20 protein-coding genes are annotated in these 21,102 nt (G+C 71.3%); 13 read left to right on the top strand and 7 right to left on the bottom strand.

Translation table 11 applies throughout. The features are described from left to right. Positions 1 to 148 precede the first annotated feature (148 nt). From QNA09_RS19255 to QNA09_RS19210, 10 genes are all read left to right on the top strand, one after another. Positions 149 to 1,342, top strand: a complete 1,194-nt coding sequence (locus tag QNA09_RS19255) for an NADH:flavin oxidoreductase (protein ID WP_010596069.1) — start codon at positions 149 to 151, stop codon at positions 1,340 to 1,342. A gap of 14 nt (positions 1,343 to 1,356) precedes the next feature. Further along, positions 1,357 to 3,054, top strand: coding sequence for an AMP-binding protein (locus QNA09_RS19250; protein ID WP_301913985.1), 1,698 nt, complete (start codon positions 1,357 to 1,359; stop codon positions 3,052 to 3,054). 3 nt (positions 3,055 to 3,057) lie between these two features. Continuing rightward, positions 3,058 to 3,924, top strand: a complete 867-nt coding sequence (locus QNA09_RS19245; RefSeq protein WP_017679878.1) for an SDR family NAD(P)-dependent oxidoreductase — start codon at positions 3,058 to 3,060, stop codon at positions 3,922 to 3,924. Beyond that, positions 3,921 to 4,805: an LLM class F420-dependent oxidoreductase gene (locus QNA09_RS19240; RefSeq protein ID WP_301913984.1), complete on the top strand. Its 885-nt coding sequence runs from the start codon at positions 3,921 to 3,923 to the stop codon at positions 4,803 to 4,805. Before QNA09_RS19245 ends, QNA09_RS19240 begins: the two co-directional genes overlap by 4 nt. A gap of 99 nt (positions 4,806 to 4,904) precedes the next feature. Beyond that, a complete protein-coding gene (locus QNA09_RS19235) occupies positions 4,905 to 6,071 on the top strand; it encodes an acyl-CoA dehydrogenase family protein (protein WP_268965722.1) in 1,167 nt (388 codons plus the stop codon). Beyond that, on the top strand, positions 6,068 to 7,048 hold the full coding sequence (locus tag QNA09_RS19230; protein WP_010596064.1) for a bifunctional MaoC family dehydratase N-terminal/OB-fold nucleic acid binding domain-containing protein: 981 nt from the start codon (positions 6,068 to 6,070) through the stop codon (positions 7,046 to 7,048). The genes QNA09_RS19235 and QNA09_RS19230 overlap by 4 nt, the downstream gene beginning before the upstream one ends. Further along, positions 7,049 to 8,161: an acyl-CoA dehydrogenase family protein gene (locus tag QNA09_RS19225; RefSeq protein WP_010596063.1), complete on the top strand. Its 1,113-nt coding sequence runs from the start codon at positions 7,049 to 7,051 to the stop codon at positions 8,159 to 8,161. Further along, complete coding sequence (locus tag QNA09_RS19220) at positions 8,158 to 8,598, top strand: MaoC family dehydratase (RefSeq protein ID WP_010596062.1); 441 nt, start codon at positions 8,158 to 8,160, stop codon at positions 8,596 to 8,598. Before QNA09_RS19225 ends, QNA09_RS19220 begins: the two co-directional genes overlap by 4 nt. Continuing rightward, positions 8,595 to 9,770 carry a lipid-transfer protein gene (locus QNA09_RS19215; RefSeq protein ID WP_308072023.1) on the top strand — a complete coding sequence of 392 codons (1,176 nt, stop codon included), beginning with the start codon at positions 8,595 to 8,597 and terminating at the stop codon, positions 9,768 to 9,770. The genes QNA09_RS19220 and QNA09_RS19215 overlap by 4 nt, the downstream gene beginning before the upstream one ends. A gap of 16 nt (positions 9,771 to 9,786) precedes the next feature. Continuing rightward, a complete protein-coding gene (locus QNA09_RS19210) occupies positions 9,787 to 10,599 on the top strand; it encodes a MaoC/PaaZ C-terminal domain-containing protein (protein WP_203011105.1) in 813 nt (270 codons plus the stop codon). A gap of 41 nt (positions 10,600 to 10,640) precedes the next feature. Here QNA09_RS19210 and QNA09_RS19205 read toward each other — a convergent pair whose 3' ends face one another. Further along, positions 10,641 to 11,417: an SDR family oxidoreductase gene (locus QNA09_RS19205; protein ID WP_010596059.1), complete on the bottom strand. Its 777-nt coding sequence runs from the start codon at positions 11,415 to 11,417 to the stop codon at positions 10,641 to 10,643. A 173-nt stretch (positions 11,418 to 11,590) separates the two neighbouring features. Here QNA09_RS19205 and QNA09_RS19200 point away from each other — a divergent pair, with 173 nt between their 5' ends. After that, a complete protein-coding gene (locus tag QNA09_RS19200; RefSeq protein WP_010596058.1) occupies positions 11,591 to 12,352 on the top strand; it encodes an SDR family NAD(P)-dependent oxidoreductase in 762 nt (253 codons plus the stop codon). A 63-nt stretch (positions 12,353 to 12,415) separates the two neighbouring features. Here the strand turns inward: QNA09_RS19200 and QNA09_RS19195 are convergent, their stop codons facing one another. From QNA09_RS19195 to QNA09_RS19185, 3 genes are all read right to left on the bottom strand, one after another. Beyond that, the gene (locus QNA09_RS19195; protein ID WP_010596057.1) at positions 12,416 to 13,252 is read right to left on the bottom strand and encodes a mycofactocin-coupled SDR family oxidoreductase; all 837 of its coding nucleotides are present in this window, start codon (positions 13,250 to 13,252) and stop codon (positions 12,416 to 12,418) included. A 104-nt stretch (positions 13,253 to 13,356) separates the two neighbouring features. After that, positions 13,357 to 13,707 (bottom strand): hypothetical protein, encoded by a 351-nt coding sequence (locus tag QNA09_RS19190; protein ID WP_308072022.1) that lies wholly within the window; start codon positions 13,705 to 13,707, stop codon positions 13,357 to 13,359. Between the two features lie 97 nt (positions 13,708 to 13,804). After that, positions 13,805 to 15,112 carry a glutamine synthetase family protein gene (locus tag QNA09_RS19185; RefSeq protein WP_203011104.1) on the bottom strand — a complete coding sequence of 436 codons (1,308 nt, stop codon included), beginning with the start codon at positions 15,110 to 15,112 and terminating at the stop codon, positions 13,805 to 13,807. A 311-nt stretch (positions 15,113 to 15,423) separates the two neighbouring features. Here QNA09_RS19185 and QNA09_RS19180 point away from each other — a divergent pair, with 311 nt between their 5' ends. Beyond that, positions 15,424 to 16,695, top strand: coding sequence for an NADH:flavin oxidoreductase (locus QNA09_RS19180; protein WP_191902491.1), 1,272 nt, complete (start codon positions 15,424 to 15,426; stop codon positions 16,693 to 16,695). Positions 16,696 to 16,783: 88 nt separating this feature from the next. Here the strand turns inward: QNA09_RS19180 and QNA09_RS19175 are convergent, their stop codons facing one another. Next, entirely contained in the window at positions 16,784 to 17,800 is a 1,017-nt protein-coding gene (locus QNA09_RS19175) for an agmatine/peptidylarginine deiminase (RefSeq protein ID WP_203011103.1), read from the bottom strand. Next, positions 17,797 to 18,762 (bottom strand): nitrilase-related carbon-nitrogen hydrolase, encoded by a 966-nt coding sequence (locus tag QNA09_RS19170; protein WP_017679888.1) that lies wholly within the window; start codon positions 18,760 to 18,762, stop codon positions 17,797 to 17,799. The genes QNA09_RS19175 and QNA09_RS19170 overlap by 4 nt, the downstream gene beginning before the upstream one ends. A gap of 107 nt (positions 18,763 to 18,869) precedes the next feature. On the opposite strand from QNA09_RS19170, the gene QNA09_RS19165 reads away from it, so the two are divergent. After that, positions 18,870 to 19,481: a TetR/AcrR family transcriptional regulator C-terminal domain-containing protein gene (locus tag QNA09_RS19165; RefSeq protein ID WP_017679889.1), complete on the top strand. Its 612-nt coding sequence runs from the start codon at positions 18,870 to 18,872 to the stop codon at positions 19,479 to 19,481. A gap of 35 nt (positions 19,482 to 19,516) precedes the next feature. On the opposite strand, the gene QNA09_RS19160 is transcribed toward QNA09_RS19165, so the two are convergent. Next, positions 19,517 to 21,058, bottom strand: coding sequence for an APC family permease (locus tag QNA09_RS19160; protein ID WP_304563469.1), 1,542 nt, complete (start codon positions 21,056 to 21,058; stop codon positions 19,517 to 19,519). Positions 21,059 to 21,102: the final 44 nt, after the last annotated feature.

Below are 21,102 nucleotides of genomic sequence, written 5' to 3'. Positions count from 1 at the left end.
GCCGCGGCCGCGTGTGAGGCGTGCCACTGCAATTTCTCACGTCGGGCCGTGGGTGCGGGTAGTGGTTACCACTGAGCGGGACTCACCGTGATCCACCCGACAGCCGGGGCTACGTTCGGCGCAGAATCGCTGCCGGAGGAGCAACCGCATGTCCACATTTCTCGATACCCCGACGACAAGGATCGATCCCTTCGCCCCCGCGAAGCTCGGCCCGCTGACCCTGCGCAACCGGGTGATCAAGGCGGCCACGTTCGAGGGCCTGACCCCGAAGGGGCTCGTCACCGACGAGCTCATCGAGTTCCACCGCCGGCCCGCCGCCGGCGGCGTCGGCATGACGACGGTCGCCTACTGCGCCGTCGCACCCGACGGCCGCACCGCCCCCGGTCAGCTGCAGTGGACCGACGAGACCCGGCCCGGCATGCGCAAGCTCACCGACGCGATCCACAACGAGGGCGCCGCGGTCTCCGCGCAGATCGGCCACGCCGGTCCGGTCGCCGCCGCGAAGTACCTCGGCACCCCGGCCCTCGGGCCGAGCCGCGCCTTCCGCATGACGACCCAGAACTTCAGCAAGCCCGCCACCAAGGCGGACATCGCCCGCATCACCGAGGGCCACGCCGAGGCCGCGCGCCGCGCCGTCGAGGCCGGCTTCGACGCCGTCGAGATCCACTTCGGGCACAACTACCTCATCAGCTCGTTCCTGAGCCCGAAGATCAACAAGCGCAAGGACGAGTACGGCGGGTCGCTGGAGAACCGCGCCCGCTTCGCGCGGGAGGCCGCCCGCGCCGTCCGCGACGCCGTCGGCGACAAGATCGCGATCCTCGCCAAGCTCAACATGGACGACGGCGTGCCCGGCGGCTTCTGGCTCGACGAGTCGATCCAGGTCGCCAAGTGGCTCGAGGCCGACGGCTCGCTCGACGCCCTCGAGCTGACCGCCGGCAGCTCGCTGCTCAACCCGATGTACCTGTTCAAGGGCGACGCGCCGCTGCGCGACTTCGCCGCCGTGATGCCGCAGCCGACGAAGCTGGGAATCCAGTTGGTGGGCAAGCACTTCCTGCGTGAATACCCCTACCGCGACGGCTACCTGCTCGAGGACGCCAAGCAGTTCCGGTCGCAGCTGAAGATGCCGCTGGTGCTGCTCGGCGGCATCACCAACCGGGCGATCATCGACGAGGCGATGGCCGAGGGCTTCCAGTTCGTCGCCGCCGCGCGGGCGCTGCTGCGCGACCCGGACCTCGTCAACCGCATGCAGGAGGACGCGGACGCCGCGTCGCTGTGCAACCACTGCAACAAGTGCATGACCGCCATCTACGGGGGCACCCACTGCGTGCTCCGGACGGCGTGAAGGGAGCCGCAACGATGACGAGCACCGTGAACCCCGGCACCGCCGCGACGGAAGCGGGCGTGCAGCGCGCCACCATCGCCGAGATGCTGCTCGACCGCGTCGGCGACGACCGGCTCGGCCTGCGGACCCGGGAGCAGGACTGGACGTGGGACGCCGTGGTGCGCGAGAGCGCCGCGCGTGGCGCTCTCGCGCGGTCGCTGCGCGGCGACGGCCCGTTCCACATCGGGATCCTCCTCGACAACGTCCCGGACTTCCTGTTCTGGCTCGGCGGGGCCGCGCTGGCGGGCGCGACGGTCGTCGGCATCAATCCCACGCGCGGCGCGGCGGAACTCGAGGCCGAGGTCCGCTACGTGGACTGCCAGCTCATCGTCACCGACACCGCCGGGATGGCGAAGCTGCGCGGCCTCGACCTGGGCCTCGGCGAGGACCGCTTCCTGCTGATCGACGATCCCGGCTACGCGGCCCGCCTCGAGCGGGTGGAACCGGCGATCGCCGACGGCGTCGACGAGGACAGCCTGTTCCTGCTGCTGTTCACCTCCGGCACCACCGGCCGGTCCAAGGCCGTCAAGTGCTCCCAGGGCCGGTTGTCGCGGCTCGCGTACGCCAACACCGCCAAGTACGGGCACCACCGCGACGACGTGGACTACTGCTGCATGCCGCTGTTCCACGGCAACGCGCTGATGGCGCTGTGGGCCCCGGCCCTGGCCAACGGTGCGACGGTGTGCCTGACCCGCAAGTTCTCCGCGTCCGGGTTCCTGCCCGACGTGAAGTTCTTCGGCGCGACGTTCTTCACCTACGTCGGCAAGGCCCTGGCCTACCTGATGGCCACCCCCGAACAGCCCGACGACGCCGACAACCGGCTCGAGCGGGGATTCGGCACCGAGGCCTCGCCGGAGGACAAGGCCGAGTTCGTGCGCCGGTTCGGCGCGGTGCTGTACGAGGGGTACGGCTCGAGCGAGGGCGCCGGTTCGGTCCGGCTCGATCCGGCGGCGCCGGAGGGCGCGCTCGGCCGGCCCGCGCACGCCGGGATCGCGGTGGTGAATCCCGACACGTTCGCCGAGTGTGCCCGCGCGGTGCTCGACGAGCACGGCCGGGTGCTCAACCCGGACGAGGCGATCGGCGAGATGATCAACAAGGAGGGCGCCCGCGCCTTCGAGGGCTACTACAAGAACGACGTCGCCGACGCCGAGCGGATCCGCAACGGGTGGTACTGGACCGGCGACCTCGGCTACGTCGACGAGGCCGGCTTCATCTACTTCGCGGGCCGCAAGGGCGACTGGATCCGGGTCGACGGCGAGAACACCTCGGCGCTGATGATCGAGCGGGTCCTGCGCCGGCACCCGAAGGTCGTGACCACCGGTGTCTACGCGGTGCCGGACCCGCGGTCGGGCGATCAGGTGATGGCGGCGATCGAGGTCGCCTCGCTCACCGACTTCGACCCGGCCGAGCTCGCCGAATTCCTCACCGGCCAAGCCGATCTCGGGTCGAAGGCGATTCCCCGGTTCGTGCGGGTGTCGACGAACCTTCCCGTGACCGGCTCGAACAAGGTCCTCAAGCGCGAGCTGCAGGCGCAGCGCTGGCACACCACCGAGCCCGTGTACCGGTGGGTGGGACGCGGCGCGCCGGAGTACACCGCGATGAGCGAGTCCGACAAGGCCGCCCTGGACGAGGAATTCGCCGCACACGGCCGGCAGCGGCTGCTGAGCGTGTAGCCGATGCCCGGCACCCGCGTCGCCCTCGTCACGGGCGCCAGCCGCGGCATCGGACGCGAGACCGCCCTCGCGTTCGCCCGTGCGGGCTTCGACGTCGCCGTCACCGCCCGCACGGTCCGCGAGGGCCAGGGCGCCGTGCCGCCCCGCAGCCGCCGCGACGGCGACGAACCCATCGCCGTGCCCGGCAGCCTCGAGACCACCACCGCGGAGATCGAGGCACTGGGAGTGCGGGCGCTGCCCGTCCCGATGGACCTGCTCGACGTCGAATCGGTGCGCGGCGCGGGCCGGCGCGTCCTGGACGCGTGGGGCCGGGTCGACGTGCTGGTCGCCAACGCGTACGCGCAGACCGCGGGGAACATGGACCGGCTGCTCGACATCGACCTCGCCGACGCCGCCGCCATGATCGACGGCAACTACCTGCACCAGGTGGCGTTGATGCAGACGGTGCTGCCGGCGATGCTCGACCGCGGCAGCGGTGTGGTGATCGATCTGGTGTCCGGGTCGGCGGCGATCGACCCGCCCGCCCCACCGGGGGAGGGCGGCTGGGGCCTGTCGTACGCCGCGTCGAAGGCCGCGTTCGCCCGGATCGCCGGGATGATCAACGCCGAGTACCGGGGCCGCGGGATCCGGGCGTTCAACCTCAGCCCCGGGTTCGTCGTCACCGAGGCCGGCCGGGCCCGGGGCGGCACGCGCGCCGTCGAGGACGCCGGATTCGAGGCCGTGCCGGCGACGGTGCCCGCCGCCGCCGCGGTGTGGCTGGCGACCGCGCCCGAGGCGGACCGGCTGCTCGGCAAGGTGGTGTGGGCGCCGAAACTGATCGAGGAGACGACCGCTCGGGGAGCGGCGGCACGAGAGGACGGACGTACGTGAAGCTGGGTGTGGTGGTGCCGATCGAGCTGGGACACAGCGGGGACCCCGAGTGGATCCTCGAATTCGCGCGTGCCGCGGAGAAACTGGGGTTCGACGAGATCTCCGCCGTCGAGCACTCCGTGGTGATCGCGAACACCGGCAGCGCGTATCCGTACTCGCCGACCGGCAAGTCCCACCTGCCCGACGACTGCGACCTGCCCGACCCGCTCGAGCTGCTGTCGTTCGTCGCCGGTGCCACCACCGACCTCGGTCTCGCCACGGGCGTGCTGGTGCTGCCCAACCACCATCCGGTGGTGCTGGCCAAGCGCCTGGCCACCCTCGACCGGCTCTCCCGCGGCCGCGTCCGGATCTGCCTGGGGCTGGGCTGGATGCGGGAGGAGATCGAGGCGTGCGGCGGCGACTTCGACCGGCGCGGGAAGATCGCCGACGAGGCGATCGCCGTGATGCGCGCCCTGTGGGCCGGCACCGACCCGGCGGGAGCGGACTTCGACGGCGAGTTCTACTCCTTCCGCGGCGCCCACAGCTGGCCGAAGCCGCACCGCGTGAGCGGGGTGCCGCTGTACATCGGCGGGCACAGCGCCGCCGCGGCCCGCCGGGCCGGTCGCCTCGGCGACGGATTCCAGCCGCTCGGCCTGGCCGGGGAGGATCTCGATCGGGCGATCGGGCAGATGCGCCGCGCCGCCGAGTCGGCCGGCCGCGATCCCGGCGCCGTGGAACTGGTGCTCGGGGCGACGCTGCCGCGGCTCGACGAGGCCCGCATCGACCGGGCCCGCGCCCTCGGGGCGACGCGGATGGTGCTGTCGGCGTCGCCGAAGGCCGGGACGCTGAACCGGGTCGTCGACGAGATGGCCGCCTGTGCCGAACGCCTCGGCCGGGTGTGACCGGGCGGTTCCCGCTGTCCGAGACGGTCCGCCCGCTCGGCGGCCCCGCTGACTAGCGTCCGAGGTCACAACGACATTCGGTCGCTAGGAGAATTCGCGATGGATCTGAAGGAATCCCCGGAGCAGGTCGCGCTCAGGAGGGAGCTGCGCGCCTACTTCGCGTCGCTGCTGCCGGAGGACAAGCGTCGCCGCGCCGGTGAGCAGGGAGTGGGGGGCGAGCACTTCCGCGAGGTCGTCACGCTGCTCGGCAAGGACGGCTGGCTGGGGATCGGCTGGCCCACGGAGTACGGCGGGCAGGGCCGGTCCATCGAGGAGCAGTTCGTCTTCTTCGACGAGGTGCAGCGCGCGGGCCTGCCGTTCCCGTTCGTCACCGTCAACACGGTCGGCCCGACCCTGATGAAGTACGGCACGCAGGAGCAGAAGGACCGCTTCCTGCCCGGCATCCTTTCCGGCGACATCGTCTTCGCCATCGGCTACACCGAGCCGGAGGCCGGCACCGACCTGGCGTCGCTGAAGACCCGCGCGGTGCGCGACGGCGACGAGTGGGTGGTCGACGGCAACAAGATCTTCACCTCGGGCGCCAACACCGCCGACTACGTGTGGCTGGCGTGCCGCACCGACGCCGACGCCCCCAAGCACCGCGGGATCTCGATCCTCATGGTGCCGACCGAGGCGCCCGGGTTCTCGTGGTCGCCGATCCACACCGTCGGCGGCCTGTCGGTCACCGCCACCTACTACAGCGGCATCCGCGTCCCCGTCCGGGACGTGGTCGGGGAGATCAACGGCGGCTGGCCGCTGATCACCGCCCAGCTCAACCACGAGCGCATCGGCCTGGCCGCGATCGGCGGCCGCACCTACGGGCTGTGGCATCAGGTGCTGGACTGGGCGAAGGAGAACGGCGCCATCGAGATTCCCTGGGTGCAGCAGGAATTCGCCCGCACCCACGCGAAGCTCGAGGCGATGCGGCTGCTGAACTGGAAGATGACCGCCGCCGTCGCGGCCGACACCCTCTCGGGCGCGGACGCCGGTGCCACCAAGGTGTACGGCACCGAGACCCACGTCGACGTGTACCGGACGCTGCTGGGCATCCTCGGCGCGGCCGGTCGCATCCGTCCCGAATCGCCGGGCGCGGTGCTGGCCGGTCAGATCGAGCAGATCTCCCGGCAGGGCATGGTCAACACGTTCGGCGGCGGCGTCAACGAGGTCCTGCGCGACATGGTCGGCACCATGGGCCTGGGCCTCGTGCGGGAGAAGAGGGTCAAGTGAGCGAACTGCTGACCACGTTGCGGGCGTTCGAGGGGCAGACCCTGACCCCCACCACGTGGGGGCCGGACGAGGTCAACACCCCGATGATCCGGCACTGGGTCGAGACGATGGGCGACACCTGCCCGATCTACCTCGACGACGAGGCCGCCCGCGCCACCGGCCGTGACGGTGCCGTCGCCCCCGCGCTCATGACGCAGGTGTGGACGATGCGCACCTTCACCGACAAGATGGCGAACAACGACCCGTCGCAGGTGTGGACCGACCTGATCGCCACCCTGGACGCCGCCGGGTTCACCTCCGTCGTCGCCACCGACTCGGACTTCGAGTTCTTCACCGAGCTGCGCCCCGGCGACCGGGTCTCGCTCACCGAGGTGATCGAGTCGATCTCGGAGGAGAAGAGGACCGGGCTCGGTGCCGGGCACTTCGTGACCACGCTCAAGACGTACCGCAACGGCGCCGGCGAGGTCGTCGCCACCCAGCGGTGGCGCACCCTCCGTTTCCGGCCGAAGGACACGGCGCAGCCGAAGGACACGGCGCAGCCTGACGATGCGGCGCAGGCGAAGCCGAAGGGGCTGCGTCCGCGCCCGGCGCTCAACGCCGACAACGCCTTCTGGTTCGAGGCGGCGAAGGAGCACCGGCTGGTGATCCAGCGCTGCACGTCGTGCGGCACCCTGCGGCACCCGACGGGACCGATGTGCGGGCAGTGCCGCTCGCTCGACTGGGACACCGTCGACGCGTCGGGCCGCGGCACCGTCTACAGCTTCGTGGTCAACCACCACCCGCAGATTCCCGGCTTCGAGTACCCGCTCGTCGTGGCGACGATCGAACTCGAGGAGGGCACCCGCCTGATCGCGAACATGACCGGTGTCGCGCCGGACGCGGTGGAGATCGGCATGCCGGTGGAACTGGACTGGATCGACGCCGACCCGGATTTGACGCTGCCCGCGTTCCGGCCGGCCGCACGGGAGGACTCGTAGATGGATTTCAACTTCAGCGAAGAGCAGGAAGCGATTCGCGGCCTCGCCCACGAGGTCTTCACCGGCAAGGCCGGCATCGACCGGGTCAAGCAGGTCGAGCTCGGCGACGAGCGCGTCGACCGGGAGCTGTGGCGCGAACTCGCCACCACCGGTCTGCTCGGCGTCGCCCTGCCCGAGGAGCTCGGCGGCGGCGGTCTCGGATTGTCGGAGCTGTACGTGCTGCTCGAGCAGCAGGGCCGGCACGTGGCGCCCGTCCCGATCTGGCAGTCCGTGCTCGCCGCCCTGGCGGTGGTCGAGTTCGGCACCGACGCGCAGCGCACCGCGCTGGTTCCCGGCGTCGCCGACGGCAGCCGGTTCCTGACGATCGGGCTCGAGGAGTTCGGCCCGTACGTCGACGGCGCTCCGGCGACCACCGCGACCGAGACCGGCGGCGGGTGGCACCTGACCGGCGCCAAGGCCGCCGTCCCGGTCACCCACGTCGCGGAGCGCGCGATCGTGTCGGCGACGACGCCGGCCGGTGCCGCGCTGTTCGTCGTCGACCTCGCCGGTGACGGTGTCGCAGTGGAGCAGACGCAGTCCACCACGTGGGAGATCTGCGGCAACGTCACGTTCGACGCGGCGCCCGCCGAGCTGCTCGGCCCCGCCGACGGCACCGCGGTGCAGTGGTTGCTCGACCGCGTCGAGCTCGCGCTCGCCGCCCTGCAGCTCGGTGTCGGTGCCGGGGCGGTCGAGCAGGCCGTCACCTACCTCAACGGGCGCATGCAGTTCGGGCGTCCGCTTGCGACGTTCCAGGCGGTGGGCCATCAGCTCGCCGACTGCTACATCGACCTCGAGGCCATGCGGGTGACGCTGTGGCAGGCGGCGTGGCTGCTCACCGAGGGCGCGGACCCGGGCACATCGGTGCTCGTCGCCAAGTGGTGGGCCACCGACGGCGGTCAGCGCGTCGTGCACCGCACGACGCACGTGCACGGCGGAATGGGCGTCGACACCGACTATCCGGTGCATCGGCACCTGTTGTGGGGCAAGCAGATCGGCGCCACCCTCGGCGGGTCCGCGTCGGATCTGGCGCGGCTCGGTGCCCAGCTCGCCGCCGGGGTCGAGGTGGTGGCATGACCGCCACCGTGTCCACGGACCGCAGCTACGACGACATCGAGATCGGCGAGGTGCTGCCCGAACTCGCGATCCCGCTCACCCGCACCCTGATCGTCGCGACCGCCCTCGCGACCCGCGACTTCCAGGACGTCCACCACGATCCCGAACTCGCCCGCGAGCGCGGATCGAAGGACGTGTTCATGAACATCCTCACCAGCAACGGCCTGGTGGGCCGGTTCGTCACGGACTGGGCCGGTCCGTGCGCCGTGGTGCGGCGGGTGAAGATCCGCCTGGGCGCACCGAACTACCCCGGCGACACCATGACGATGACCGGTGAGGTGGTCGGCAAGTCCGACGGGCTCGTCGAGGTCCGCGTCCGCGGCGCCAACAGCCTCGGCGACCACGCCGCCGGCACCGTCACGATCGCCTTCACCGACCGGCCGGGAGGAACCCGATGACCACCCCGCTCTCCGGTGCCGCCGCGATCGTCGGCATCGGCGCCACCGAGTTCTCCAAGAAGTCCGGCCGCTCCGAGCTGCAGCTCGCGTGCGAGGCGATCGTCGCGGCGCTGGCCGACGCCGGCATCGACCCGTCCGAGGTCGACGGCCTGGCCACCTACACGATGGAGACCAACGGCGAGATCCTCGTCGCCCGCAACTGCGGACTCGGGGAACTGAAGTTCTTCTCCCGCATCGGGTACGGCGGCGGGGCGGCCTGCGCGACCGTGCAGCAGGCCGCGATGGCCGTCGCGACGGGCGTCGCCGAGGTCGTCGTGGTCTACCGTGCGTTCAACGAACGTTCCGGGGTCCGGTTCGGTCTCGGCCAGCACGACCGGCCGATGGATTCGACCGCCGACCGCGCGGCCTACGCGTGGCTGACCCCGCAGGGACTGGCGACTCCCGCCCAGTGGGTCGCGATGTTCGCCCGCCGGTACATGCACCAGTACGGTGCCACGAGCGAGGATTTCGGCCGGGTCGCCGTCGTCGCCCGCAAGCACGCCGCGAACAACCCCGCGGCGTGGTTCTACGGCAAGCCCATCACGCTCGAGGACCACCAGAACTCGCGGTGGATCGCCGAGCCGCTGCACCTGCTCGACTGCTGCCAGGAAACCGACGGCGGGCAGGCGCTCGTCGTCGTCTCCGCCGAGCGGGCCCGGGACCTGCGGCACACACCGGTCCTGGTCAAGGGCGCCGCGCAGGGCTCCGGCAAGGACCAGCACATGATGACCAGCTACTACCGTCCGGACATCTCCGGCATCCCGGAGATGGGTCTGGTCGGCCGCCAGCTCTACGCGCAGAGCGGCCTGAGCCCGGACGAGATCGACGCCGCGATCCTCTACGACCACTTCACCCCGCTGGTGCTGCCGCAGCTCGAGGAACTCGGCTTCTGCCGCCCCGGCGAGGCGAAGGACTTCATCCGCGAGGGCAATCTCGAGCTCGGCGGCCGGTTGCCGTCCAACACCCACGGCGGGCAGGTCGGCGAGGCGTATCTGCACGGCGTCAACGGCGTCGCCGAGGCGGTGCGCCTGCTGCGCGGCACCTCCACCAACCAACCCGACGGCGTCGAGAACGTGCTGGTGACGGCGGGAACCGCGGTTCCCACCTCCGGCCTGATCCTCGGCGCGGCCTGAACCGGAAGGACACGACATGACGGCAGTGGAGCAGAAGGCCGGTGCGTGGCGCGGCGCCGACCTGGGCACCCGCACGGTGAGTTACGACGAGCGCGACGCGATCCTGTACGCGCTCGCCGTCGGCGCCCAGCCGGCCACCGACCTGGACCTGGTGCTCGAGGACCGGCTGCGGGTGCTGCCGACGTTCGCGCTGACCCTCGCCCAGTGGGCGCCGGACGAGCTGGGCTCGCGGGGCGCGTTCGACACCGGCACCGCGCTGCACGGCTCGCAGGAGCTGACCGTGCTGGCTCCGCTGCCGCGCCGCGGCGAGGTGGAGCTGCGGGCGTCGGTGGGTGAGGTGTGGGACAAGGGCGCCGCGGCCGTGTTCGAGGTCCGGGTCGAGTGCGAGTACTTCGTCGCGACCTGGTCGATCTTCGCGCCCGGCGCGGGTGGGTTCGGCGGCGAGCGCGGCCCGTCGAAGCCGGCGGCCCCGCAGGGCGAGCCGGAGCTGACCGCGCCTCTGGCCACCGCCGCCAACCAGGCCGCGCTCTACCGGCTCACCGGCGACCGGCACCACATCCACATCGACCCGGAGGCGGCCGCGCGGATCGGGCAACCGCGTCCGATCATGCACGGGCTGTGCACGCTCGCGGCGGCGACATTGCCGCTGGCGCGGCTCGTCGGTGCGCATCCGGCGGATCTCACCGCGCTGCAGGGCCGCTTCGCGGCGCCGGTGTTCCCCGGCGACGTCGCCGAGTTGCGGGCCTGGGGTGGACGCGACGACGTGGCGTTCGAGGTGGTCGGGGACGGACGGGCCGTGATCTCGGGGGCGCGGGCGTCGTTCGCGTGACGTGGGATCGGTGCCCGGCATCCGGGCACCGATCCGCGCGGTCACTTCCCGTGCAGGGCCATGTACCGGGCCGGGAACTCGCCGCCGCCGTGGACGGCGAGGTCGGCGCCGTTGACGTAGGCCGCCAGGTCGCTGCCGAGGAACAGGCAGGCCCGGGCGATGTCCGACGGGACCGCCATCCGCTCCATCGGCAGGGTCCGGGTCACGGCGGCGCCGCCGTCGTCGCCGTACACCGACGCGGCGGCCTCGGTGCGGATCAGGCCGGTGGTGATGTGGTTGACGCGCACCTTCGGGGCCCATTCGAGGGCGAGAGCCTTCGTCAGGCCCAGCAGGCCGGCCTTGGCGGCGGTGTAGGCGGCGGTGCCGGGCTGCGGGTCGTGCGCCGAGACGCTGCCGATGTTGACGATCGCGCCGCCCTCGGGCTGTTCCTGCATCACCCGGTTGGCGGCCTGCGCGGCGTAGAACGGGGCGAGCAGGTTCAGTGCGACGATCTTCTCCACGAAGCGCGGGGAGACGGTGGCGGCGTCGGCGTCCGGCGACCCGCCGGCGTTGTTGACGAGCACGTCGAGCCGGCCGAACCGGGCGACGGTGTCGTCGACGAGGCCGGCCACGTCGGCCGGGTTGCGCACGTCGACGGCCCGGAACGCGGCGCTGCGGCCGTCGACCGCGGGCAGCGTCTCGGGTTCGTTGCGGGCGCAGACCAGGACGTCGGCGCCGGCGGCGAGGAAGTGCTCGGCGACGACGAAGCCGATGCCCTTGGTGCCGCCGGTGACGATCACGGCGCGCCCGGTGTGGTCGGCAGGATTGGGAAGGTGCACGTGGCTACCTTTCTGCGAGTTCGGAGCGGTTCGAGACTGCTTGCCGTCCGACGCTTTTCGCGGGCGACGGTGGAAACCGACATAGACAAGCAAGTGCTTGGTCAAGGATAGTGGACGGGGAGCCTGGGACGCACCAGGACTTCCGAAGTGGCGAGAGAACCGGAGCAGGACACATGAGCAAGCTGGACGGCAAGGTCGCGCTCATCACGGGCGCGGGGCAGGGGATCGGCCGGGGCATCGCCCTCGCCCTCGCCAAGGAGGGCGTGCGGATCGCGGCGGCGGGCCGCACCGAATCCAAGGTGATCTCGACGGCCGAGGCGATCGAGGAGCTCGGCGGCAAGGCACTCGCCGTGCGCTGCGACGTCAGCAACCCCGACGACGTCGACGCGGCGGTCCAGCGCACCGTCGAGCACTTCGGCGGCGTGGACATCCTGGTCAACAACGCCAACGACTGCCGGCCCGGACCGCTGCTGTCGTTCACCGACGACGAGTTCGAGCGGTCCTTCGCCACCGGACCGCTCGCGACGCTGCGGCTGATGCGGGCCTGCTACCCGGTGATGAAGGAACGCGGGGGCGGATCAATCGTCAACCTCGTCACCTCGGCGGCGGTCCGGTGGGACGCGAGCAACTACGGCGTCTACGGATCGATCAAGGAGGGCATGCGGTCGCTGACCCGTGCCGCGGCGTGCGAGTGGGGCGTCGACGGCATCCGCGTCAACGCCATCGCCCCCCACGCCCTGTCGCCGGGACTCGAGCGGTGGATGGAACGCAACCCCGAGGAGGCCGAGGAGTTCCGCGCCGGAATCCCCCTGCGTCGCATCGGCGACCCCGAGACCGACATCGGCCGGGCCGTCGTCTTCCTCGTCGGCGAGGACGCCGGCTACCTCACCGGCGCGACCATCCCCCTCGACGGCGGTCAGTCCCGCTGGGGCTGACGCCCCCGGTGCGTCCTTTGGGCTGCCCTGGCCGCCCAAAGGACGCACCGGCGCCGGAGGCGCCTATCCGGTTACCCGGCCCGCGTTGCCGGCGTCGACCGGCAGCACGGTGCCGCTGATGTGGGCGCTCGCCTCGGCGGCGAAGAACAGCACCACGCGGGTGATCTCCGCGGGATCGAGCCACGGCACCGGCTGTGCGTGCAGGCTCTGGAAGACCGGCGCCACGTCGTCGGCGCCGGGGTGCTCGAGGTCCGGGCGCATCAGGCCGTAGAGGAAGTCGTTGTGGATCATCGGCGTCGAGATGTTCCCGGGGGCGATCGCGTTCACCGTGATCCCGTGCGGAGCCAGATCCAGCGCGGCGCTCTTGGTCAGGCCGATCACGCCCCACTTCGACGCGCTGTACGCCGCCATGTTGGTGCTGCCCGCGCGCCCGAGCATCGACGAGATCGTCACGATCCGGCCGTACCCACGCTCCACCATGCCGGGTGCCACCGACCCGACCGTGTTGAACACCCCGGTCAGGTTCGAGCCGATCGCCTCGGCCCACTGTGCCTCGGTCATCGACTGGATCGGGGCGGCGACCGACACTCCGGCGTTCGCGACCGCGATGTCGATCCGGCCGAACTCCGCGTGCGCCTGCGCGACGAGTTCGTCCATCGCCGGGCGGTCCGCGGTGTCCAGCTTCGCGGTGAGGCACCGGCGCCCGGTGGCGCGCACCGCCTCCGCGGTCTCCTCCAGGTCGGTCTCGGTGGCCAGCGGGTACGGCACCACCGGGCTGTCGGCACACCGGTCGCACAGCACGATGTCGGCGCCGCGCTCGGCCAGCGCCACCGCGTGGCTGCGTCCCTGCCCGCGTGCCCCGCCCGTGATCAGCGCGACCCGGCCTTCGAATTCACTCATCGATTCACTCCTCCTACTCGGTCAGCAGGTCGATGCTGCTGCCCCGGGAGGGCGGCGACACTCCGGCGATCCCGCTCAGCGGGAGGAGGGCAGGTCGTGGGTCCTCACGCGACGGCTGCGACGGGCACGGACGCAGCGCCTATGCCCGACGGTGCGTAACCGGGCCGGTACGACGGTTGCGACCGGTTCCCCGAGACGAGTACCGCGACGACGACGAACGCGACCGCCAGCAGCACGGCCAGCACGCCGACGACCGTCCACAGATCCGGTCGCCACGAGCGCCCGCGGGGCTCGTCGCCGTAGGTGAGCCGTTTGACGCGTCGGACCTCGGCGCCGGAGGCCGGGACCCGCGCCGCGGAGTGCGACGCCGGCGCCGCGGCCGGCTCGCCCGGGACGAGCAGCTTGGCGATGGGCTGGGTGGACGCGAGGGGGTCCACCGACTCGGGATTGTGCATGGTCGTCCGTTCTCCACAGGTGTCGACTGTCCGCAGTTGCCGACGGCCGTAGATCGACAAACCCGGCACGCCCGTTACGGTGAAATTCGCCACGCCCTCAGGTGGTCCATGCGAAACGGAACCGCTCCGCGAGTTCGGCGGGTGGCCGCGCGCGGTACTCGCCGTACTCGTAGCTCTTCACCGCGAGCAGCGCCTCGCGCAGCGACGGCCCGAACAGGTCACCGGCGAGCCGCGACGAGGCGAGGGCCGCGAGCAGGTCGTCGGGGCTCGTGGGCAGGAGGTCGACCCCGAGCGCGGCGCGTTCGGCGTCGGTCAGCCGGACGGGATCGACCGGGACCTCCGCCGGCAGCGGCAGTGCACCGACGAGGCCGGCGTGCGCGGCCCCGAGGATCGCCGCGCAGGCGAGGTACGGGTTCGCCGACGGATCCACCGGCTTGACCTCGAGATGCGCGCCGTGCGGATTCCCAGGCGTGAGGGCGCACAGCCGCACCGCGGCCTCGCGGTTCTCGAGTCCCCAGCAGCACCAGGCGCCCGCCCACATGCCCGGCCGCAGCCGCAGGTGCGAGAGCACGGACCCGGTGAGGACGGCGCCGAGGTCGGGGAGGGCGCGCAGGATGCCGGCGACGACGCTGCCGCCCGCGTCCGTCATCCCGTGCGGGCCGGCGCCACCGGACAGCAGCGGCCGCCCGTCCCGGGTGAAGGACACGTGGACGTGGGCGCCGTTGCCCGACCCGCCGGCGACGGGCACGGGCGAGAACGACGCGCGCATCCCGTGGGCGCGCGCGGTGCGACCGATCAGGATGCGCGCGAGAACGAGGTCGTCGGCCGAGCCGACCGGGTCGGTGGGGGACAGGGACAGTTCGAACTGCTGCGCGCCCGCCTCGGCGTGGATCTGCTCGATCCCCAGTCCGGCGCCTGCGGCGGCACGCAGCAGGTCGGCGACGAACTCGTCCTGCCCGAGGACGGCGCCGAGTCCGTACGCGGCCCACTCGCCGTGCCCGCCGACGAGCGTGAACTCCACCTCGTGCCCGATCCGGGCCTGCACCCCGATCCCGGCGAGAGCGTCGACGACGCGTTCGAGCACCCCGCGGGTGCACAGCGACGACCGTGTCCCGTTCTGGTCGTACAGGCCGGCAGGAGCCCATCGGATCCCGTCGCCGATACGCCGGAGCCGGTCGCGGTCGATCCGCAGCCGCAGATCACCCGTCACCGACAGCGACGGTGTGAACGCCAGGTGGTCGTCGACGCAGAACACCGCCCAGCTCGGCGACGCCCCCGCACCGACCTCGATGAACCACGAAAGCATGTGCGCGGGAAAAGTTTTGGCGCGCGAGATCCCGGTCGAGTCGACGATCGAACCGACGATCCGATCCGCCGCCCCGGTATCGAGCCGTTCCTCCGTCACAGGAAACCTCCCGCACGCGCCGTGGGCCGTCCCGAGGACACAGTAGAGGGGGGACGGGTCACGGGGGCCGTCTTCGCCGACACCGGACAGCGCCGGCGACGACCGTCGCGGTCGGTGCTCGGAGACGCAGTGGATGTCGCCCCGCGGTGGAAGGGCGGCCCTCTTCGTCGCGCACCGTCGCCGGGGTCCGCCGTCCGGACGAGCGCCGAGCCCGTGCGGTGTCCGCTGAGAGGGACGCTCGTTGACACGGGCACGGCTGCCTGCGGAATGTAAGTGGGGTCACATCCACTCAGTCGGGAGGGCTGCTCGCCATGACCGTTTCGGAAACCTCGACCGGGTCGGCCACCGCGCCCCGGGATCCGTTCGCCCCCGCGACGTTGGGCCCTGTCCGGCTCCGCAACCGCATCGTCAAGGCCGCGACATCGGAGGGGCGTTCACCCGAAGGTCTGGTCACCGACGACCTGATCGACTTCCACCTCGGCTTCGTCCGCGGTGGGGTGGGCATGACGACGGTCGCGTACTGCTGTGTGGCTCCCGAGGGCGCCAGCGCGCCCGGTCAGATACTGATGAACCGGCAGGCGCTTCCCGGCCTGCGGAAGCTGACGGATGCCGTCCACGAGGCCGGTGGCGCAATCTCCGCTCAACTCGGCCACGCCGGTGTGGTGGCCTCGAAGAAGATCACAGGCGTCACCGCGATGGCACCGAGCCGGGTGATCAACCCTTCGTCTTTCGAGTACTGCCGCGAAATCGATCGAGCCGAGATCCAGAAGGTCGTCGATCAATTCGGTGAGGCGTCCGCCGTCGCGGCCGAGGCCGGGTTCGATGCGATCGAACTGCACTTCGGCCATCTGTATCTGCCGAGCTCGTTTCTCAGTCCGCTTCTGAACCGCAGGAAGGACGAGTACGGGGGCAGCATCGACAATCGCTCCCGCTTCGTCCGTGAGATCGCCCACCGGGTGCGGGAGGTGGTCGGCACGCGAGTGGCTGTCACCGCGAAAATGAGCATGGACGACGGGATCCGCGGCAGCATCTGGCTCACCGAGTCCCTTCGCACAGCGCAATTGCTCGACCAGGACCGCAACCTCGATGCGCTCGAGCTGACGCAGGGCTCGTCCTTCTTCAAGCAGATGTACCTGTTCCGCGGCGACGTGCCTGTCGACGAGTTCGCGTCGGTCATGAAGGAACCCTTCAGGACGGGTGTGCGCCTGTTCGGCAAACGGGCGCTGGGTTCGTATCCCTACGAGGATCTGTACATGCTCGAGTCCGCTCGCCAGTTCGTTCCCGTCATGGAGCACACCGCGTTGATCCTCCTGGGCGGGATCAACAACTACGACCACATCACCACCGGAATGCGGGAGGGGTTCGACTTCGTCGCCATGGGGCGCGCGCTGCTGCGGGAGCCGGATCTGATCGAGCGCATCCGCGCGGACCACACGGTGACCGGACGGTGCAACCACAACAACAAGTGCATGTACACCGTCTACGGCCGTACCCACTGTGTGCTCGTCCCCGATGAGCGCCCGGGGAACGTGGCGATCACGGGTCCGACGCCCTTCACCGCGTCCCGTACGGCCGCACGGTAGCGAACCACCGACCCGGCCCGGGAATCTGCTCCGGGCGCTGTTCAACGGACGGGCCGGCGGTGCCGGCGCGGCGGCACCGCCGGACCCGTCACCGCGGTTGGTGCTGGGTGATGCAGTGGATGCCGCCCCCGCGGCGGAAGAGCGGCCGGGCGTCCACTCCCACGACGCGCCGGCCCGGATACGCGGCCGCCAGGATCTCCGCGGCCTCGTCGTCGGCGGGGTCGCCGAAGCGGCAGGCGATCACCCCGCCGTTGACGACGTAGTGGTTGATGTAGCTGTAGTCCACCCAGCCCTCGTCGTCGCGCACCGTGGCCGGGGCCGGCACCCGGACGATGCACCACGGCTCGCCGCGGACGTCGGTCGTGTGCTGCAGCCGGTCGACGATCTGGGCGGTGACGTGGAAGTCCGGGTGGTCCCGGTCGCGCTGGTCGTGGACGAGGACCACACCGGGGGACGCGATCGCGGCGACGATGTCGACGTGCCCGCGGGTGCCGTAGCGTTCCTGGTCCCGCGTCAGCCCGCGCGGCAGCCAGATCGCGCAGGTCGCGCCGAGGGTGCGCCGCAGTTCCGCCTCGACCGCGGCCTTGTCCAGGTGCGGGTTGCGCCCGGGGTCGAGCTGGACGGTCTCGGTGAGCAGGACGGTGCCGAGACCGTCGACCTGGATGCCGCCGCCCTCGTTGACCAGCGTCGAGGCGACGCGCTCGACGCCGGCGCGCTCGAGCACGAACGACGCGATCCGGGCGTCGCGGTCCCAGCGGGCCCAGTCCTGGGCGCCCCACCCGTTGAACACCCAGTCGACCCCGCCGCGGCGGCCGTCGTCGTCGAGGACGAAGGTCGGCCCGATGTCGCGCATCCAGGCGTCGTTCAGCGGGGCCTCGATCAGTTCGACGTCGCGGGACAGGTATCGGCGCGCCGCGTCGACCTGGCCGGGATCGGCCACCACGGTGACGGGTTCGAACTCGGCGACGGCATGCGCGACCGCGGCCCACGTGGCGCGGGCCTCGTGGCGCTCCTCCGCGGTGTCGCCCAGCGAGTATCCCTCGGTGGGGAAGGCCATCCACGTGCGCTCGTGCGGTTCGCCCTCCGCGGGCATGCGCCAGCTCATCGCGTGGCCCCGAAGGGGGCGTGCGCATCCACCGGCGCGGTCAGCGAGCCGTAGGTGTCCGGGCGGCGCGTGGTCAGGAACGGGAACAGCGACAGCCAGTCCCGGCGCTGCGCGAGGTCGAGATCGGCCACCAGCACGGCGGATTCGTCGCGCGGGGCCTGCACCAGGATGCGGCCGTACGGATCGGAGACGAACGAGGAGCCGTAGAAGGTCACGGCTCCCTCGCAGCCGTACCGGTTCGGCACGATCATGAACGTGCCGTTGGCGATGCCGTTTCCGACGATCACCTGCTGCCACAGCGGACGGGTGTCGAACTCGGGATGGTCGGGTTCGGAACCGATCGCCGTCGGGTAGACGAGGATCTCGGCCCCGGCGAGCGAGTACGCGCGCGCCACCTCCGGGAACCACTCGTCCCAGCAGGTCGGCATGCCGATGCGGGCGCCGTCGAGGCCGTCGGGGGTGTGGACGGGATACGGGTCGGTGGCCGGTCCGCCCCGGAAGTAGGTGTCCTCGTGATATCCGGCGGTCACGGGGATGTGCAGCTTCCGGGTGCGGGCCACCGGCTCGCCGGCCGGGGAGACGAGGACGGCGGTGTTGTAGCCGAGTCCGTCGGAGCCGTCGGCGCGTTCGTAGAGGGAAGCGTGCACGAACACGCCGTGGGCGGAGGCGGCGGCCGCGGCGAAGGCGACGGTCGGGCCGGTCCGCAGGTCTTCGGCGGTCCGGGCGGCGTCGGTGCCGCCGGGTGTGTCGGCCGGGTAGCGGCTGAGGGTGAGTTCGGGCAGGAACACGACGCGTGCGCCCAGGCCGGCGGCGGTGGCGATGCCCTCGGTGAGTTCGGCGCGCAACGCCCGTTCGTCGTCGTGCCAGCGGTGCTGGACCAGTCCGACGCGCAGCGGCGGCCGATCGGGGGTGTCCACTCGGCACAGCGAGTCGGGCGGCGTGGTGGCGGTGATGGTGAGCATGGGGTCCTCGGGAATCGGTCCGGGGGATAAAACGAATGTGATTCGTTAAGTATGGTGGACGAGCGCGTTCCGGGCAAGAGCCCACGACGATTTCGAGGAGTGTCCGTATGCCACGACCGCCCACGCGGCTGCTCTCGCCCGAGATCATCACGGACGCCGCCATCCGGATGGTGGACACCGCGGGCGACTTCACCATGCCCGGACTGGCCGAACGGCTGAAGGTGCGGCCGTCGTCGCTGTACAACCACGTGTCCGGGCGCGCCGAGATCGTCGAGGCCATGCGGGCCCGCATCATGTCCACCATCGCCGTGGGCGCCCCGGCCGGCGACTGGTCCGAGACCGTCGCCGCCCTCGCCCGCGAGTACCGTCGCGCCTACGCCGCGCATCCGCGGCTGATCCCGCTGTTCACCGCGCAGACCGTGCAGTCGCCGGTCGCGTTCGGGCTGTACAACGCTCTGGCACAGGCATTCACCGATGCCGGGTTCACCCCGGCGCAGGTGCTGCATGCCGTCACGACGGTGGACAGCTTCGTTCTCGGCTCGGCGCTCGACCTCGCCGCGCCCGAGGTGGTGTGGGCGAACGTCCCCGAGACCGGGGACGCGATGCGCGCCGCGCTGCAGACCGCGGGCCCCAATCCGCAACGGGCCGATGCCGCCTTCGAATTCGGCCTGCGCGCACTGGTGGCCGGCCTGGTCGCACAGACGCCGGCCGGGCGCTGAGCGGCCCGGCCGGCGGTGATCGGTGCGGTCCGAGGTCAACCGCGGTCGGTGGAGAGCACGTCCGTCTCACCGGTGAGCGCGGCGGTGCTGCGCGTGAGGGTCTCCCCGCGGAAGAACTGCGGGTTGCGGGCCCGCATCACCAGCATCAGGACCGCACCGAGCAGCAGGATCCCGAAGCCGAGGAAGAACACCAGTCCGATGCCGCCGATCTCGGCGCCGCTGCCGTTGTCGGGATTCATGCTCTCGCCCACGGAGATCGCGAAGACGGCGGCGAGCATGATCCCGCCCGAGAGGGGGAAGGCGAAGCGGAACACGGCGTTGCGAGCGCTGGTGAACAGCCGTCCCCGGAAGTACCAGACGCACGCGAACGCGGTGATCCCGTAGTACCAGCAGATCATGATCCCCAGCGCCGCAATGGTGTCGAGCAGGGTCCGTTCCGACAGGAACGTCACGCCGGCGTAGAACACCGCGGTGACGACCCCCGCGACGACCGTCGCGTACGAGGGCACCAGGAAGCGGGGGTGCACCGCCGCCAGCCGGCGCGGGAACGCGCCGTAGGCGCCCATGGCGAGCATCGTCCGCGCCGCGGGCAGGAAGGTGGTCTGCAGGCTCGCCACCGACGAGACGAAGATCGCGAGGAAGAGCAGCAGGCCGCCCCACTGACCCAGGACGGGATCGGCGAGGGCGCCGAAGATGTTCTCGGAGTTGTCGGGATTGCCCAGCCCGAGACCCGTCGTACCGACGCCGGCGTACATCATCGCCGCGACCGACACCAGCAGGTAGGTCAGCAGGATCGTGGCCACGCACAGCAACCCGGCCCGGCCCGGGGTCTTCTTCGGGTCGCGGGACTCCTCCCCGAGGGTCAGGCACGTGTCCCATCCCCAGAACGCGAAGATCGAGCCGGTCACGCCGATCACGAAGGCGCCGAGTGCGAGTCCGTGGAACGGGTCGAACCAGGAGGCGTCGAGCGAGAGCCCGGCGGGCGCGTCGCCCGCGCCGACGTGCACGAGCGCGGCGACCGCGAACGCGAGCAGAAGCACCATCTGGAAGCCGACGAGCGCGTACTGGACGCGCTCGCTGGTGGTGATGCCGCGGCTCGCGATCCACGTCGCGATCGCGATGAACACCAGGGTCGTGCCGACGTTGACGAGCTTGTTCCCGGGCAGATCCGCGAGCGCGGCGTCTCCGGTGATCCGCGCCAGGAACAGGTAGAAGAACTGGACGGCGATCGCGGCCAGGTTGGACAGCACGATGATCGTCGCGATCACCATGCCCCAGCCGCACATCCACCCCACGTACGGGCCGAAGGCTTTCGTCGACCACGTGAACGACGCTCCGCAGTCCGGTGATTCGGAGTTGAGTTCGCGGTAGGCGTACGCGGTGAGGAACATCGGGACGAACCCGGCGATGAAGATCGCCGGCATCTTCAGTCCCACGGCCGCGACGATCAGGCCGATGCTCGCGGTCAGCGTGTAACCCGGCGCGACGGACGAGATGCCCAGGACGGCACCGCCGAAGGTGCCGATCCGGCCGGCGGCCAGGCCCTTCGAGACGACACCGTCGGTGGGTGCGGCCATCGGGGGGACCTCCCGGATCTCGGTGGTGGGAAGCGAATTCGTCA

The sequence above is a fragment of the Rhodococcus sp. AH-ZY2 genome (assembly GCF_030916465.1).
In the GTDB taxonomy this organism is placed as follows: domain Bacteria; phylum Actinomycetota; class Actinomycetes; order Mycobacteriales; family Mycobacteriaceae; genus Rhodococcus; species Rhodococcus ruber.
The sequence above is the reverse complement of the archived record's forward strand: the minus strand, read 5'-3'. Positions and strand labels throughout refer to the sequence as shown.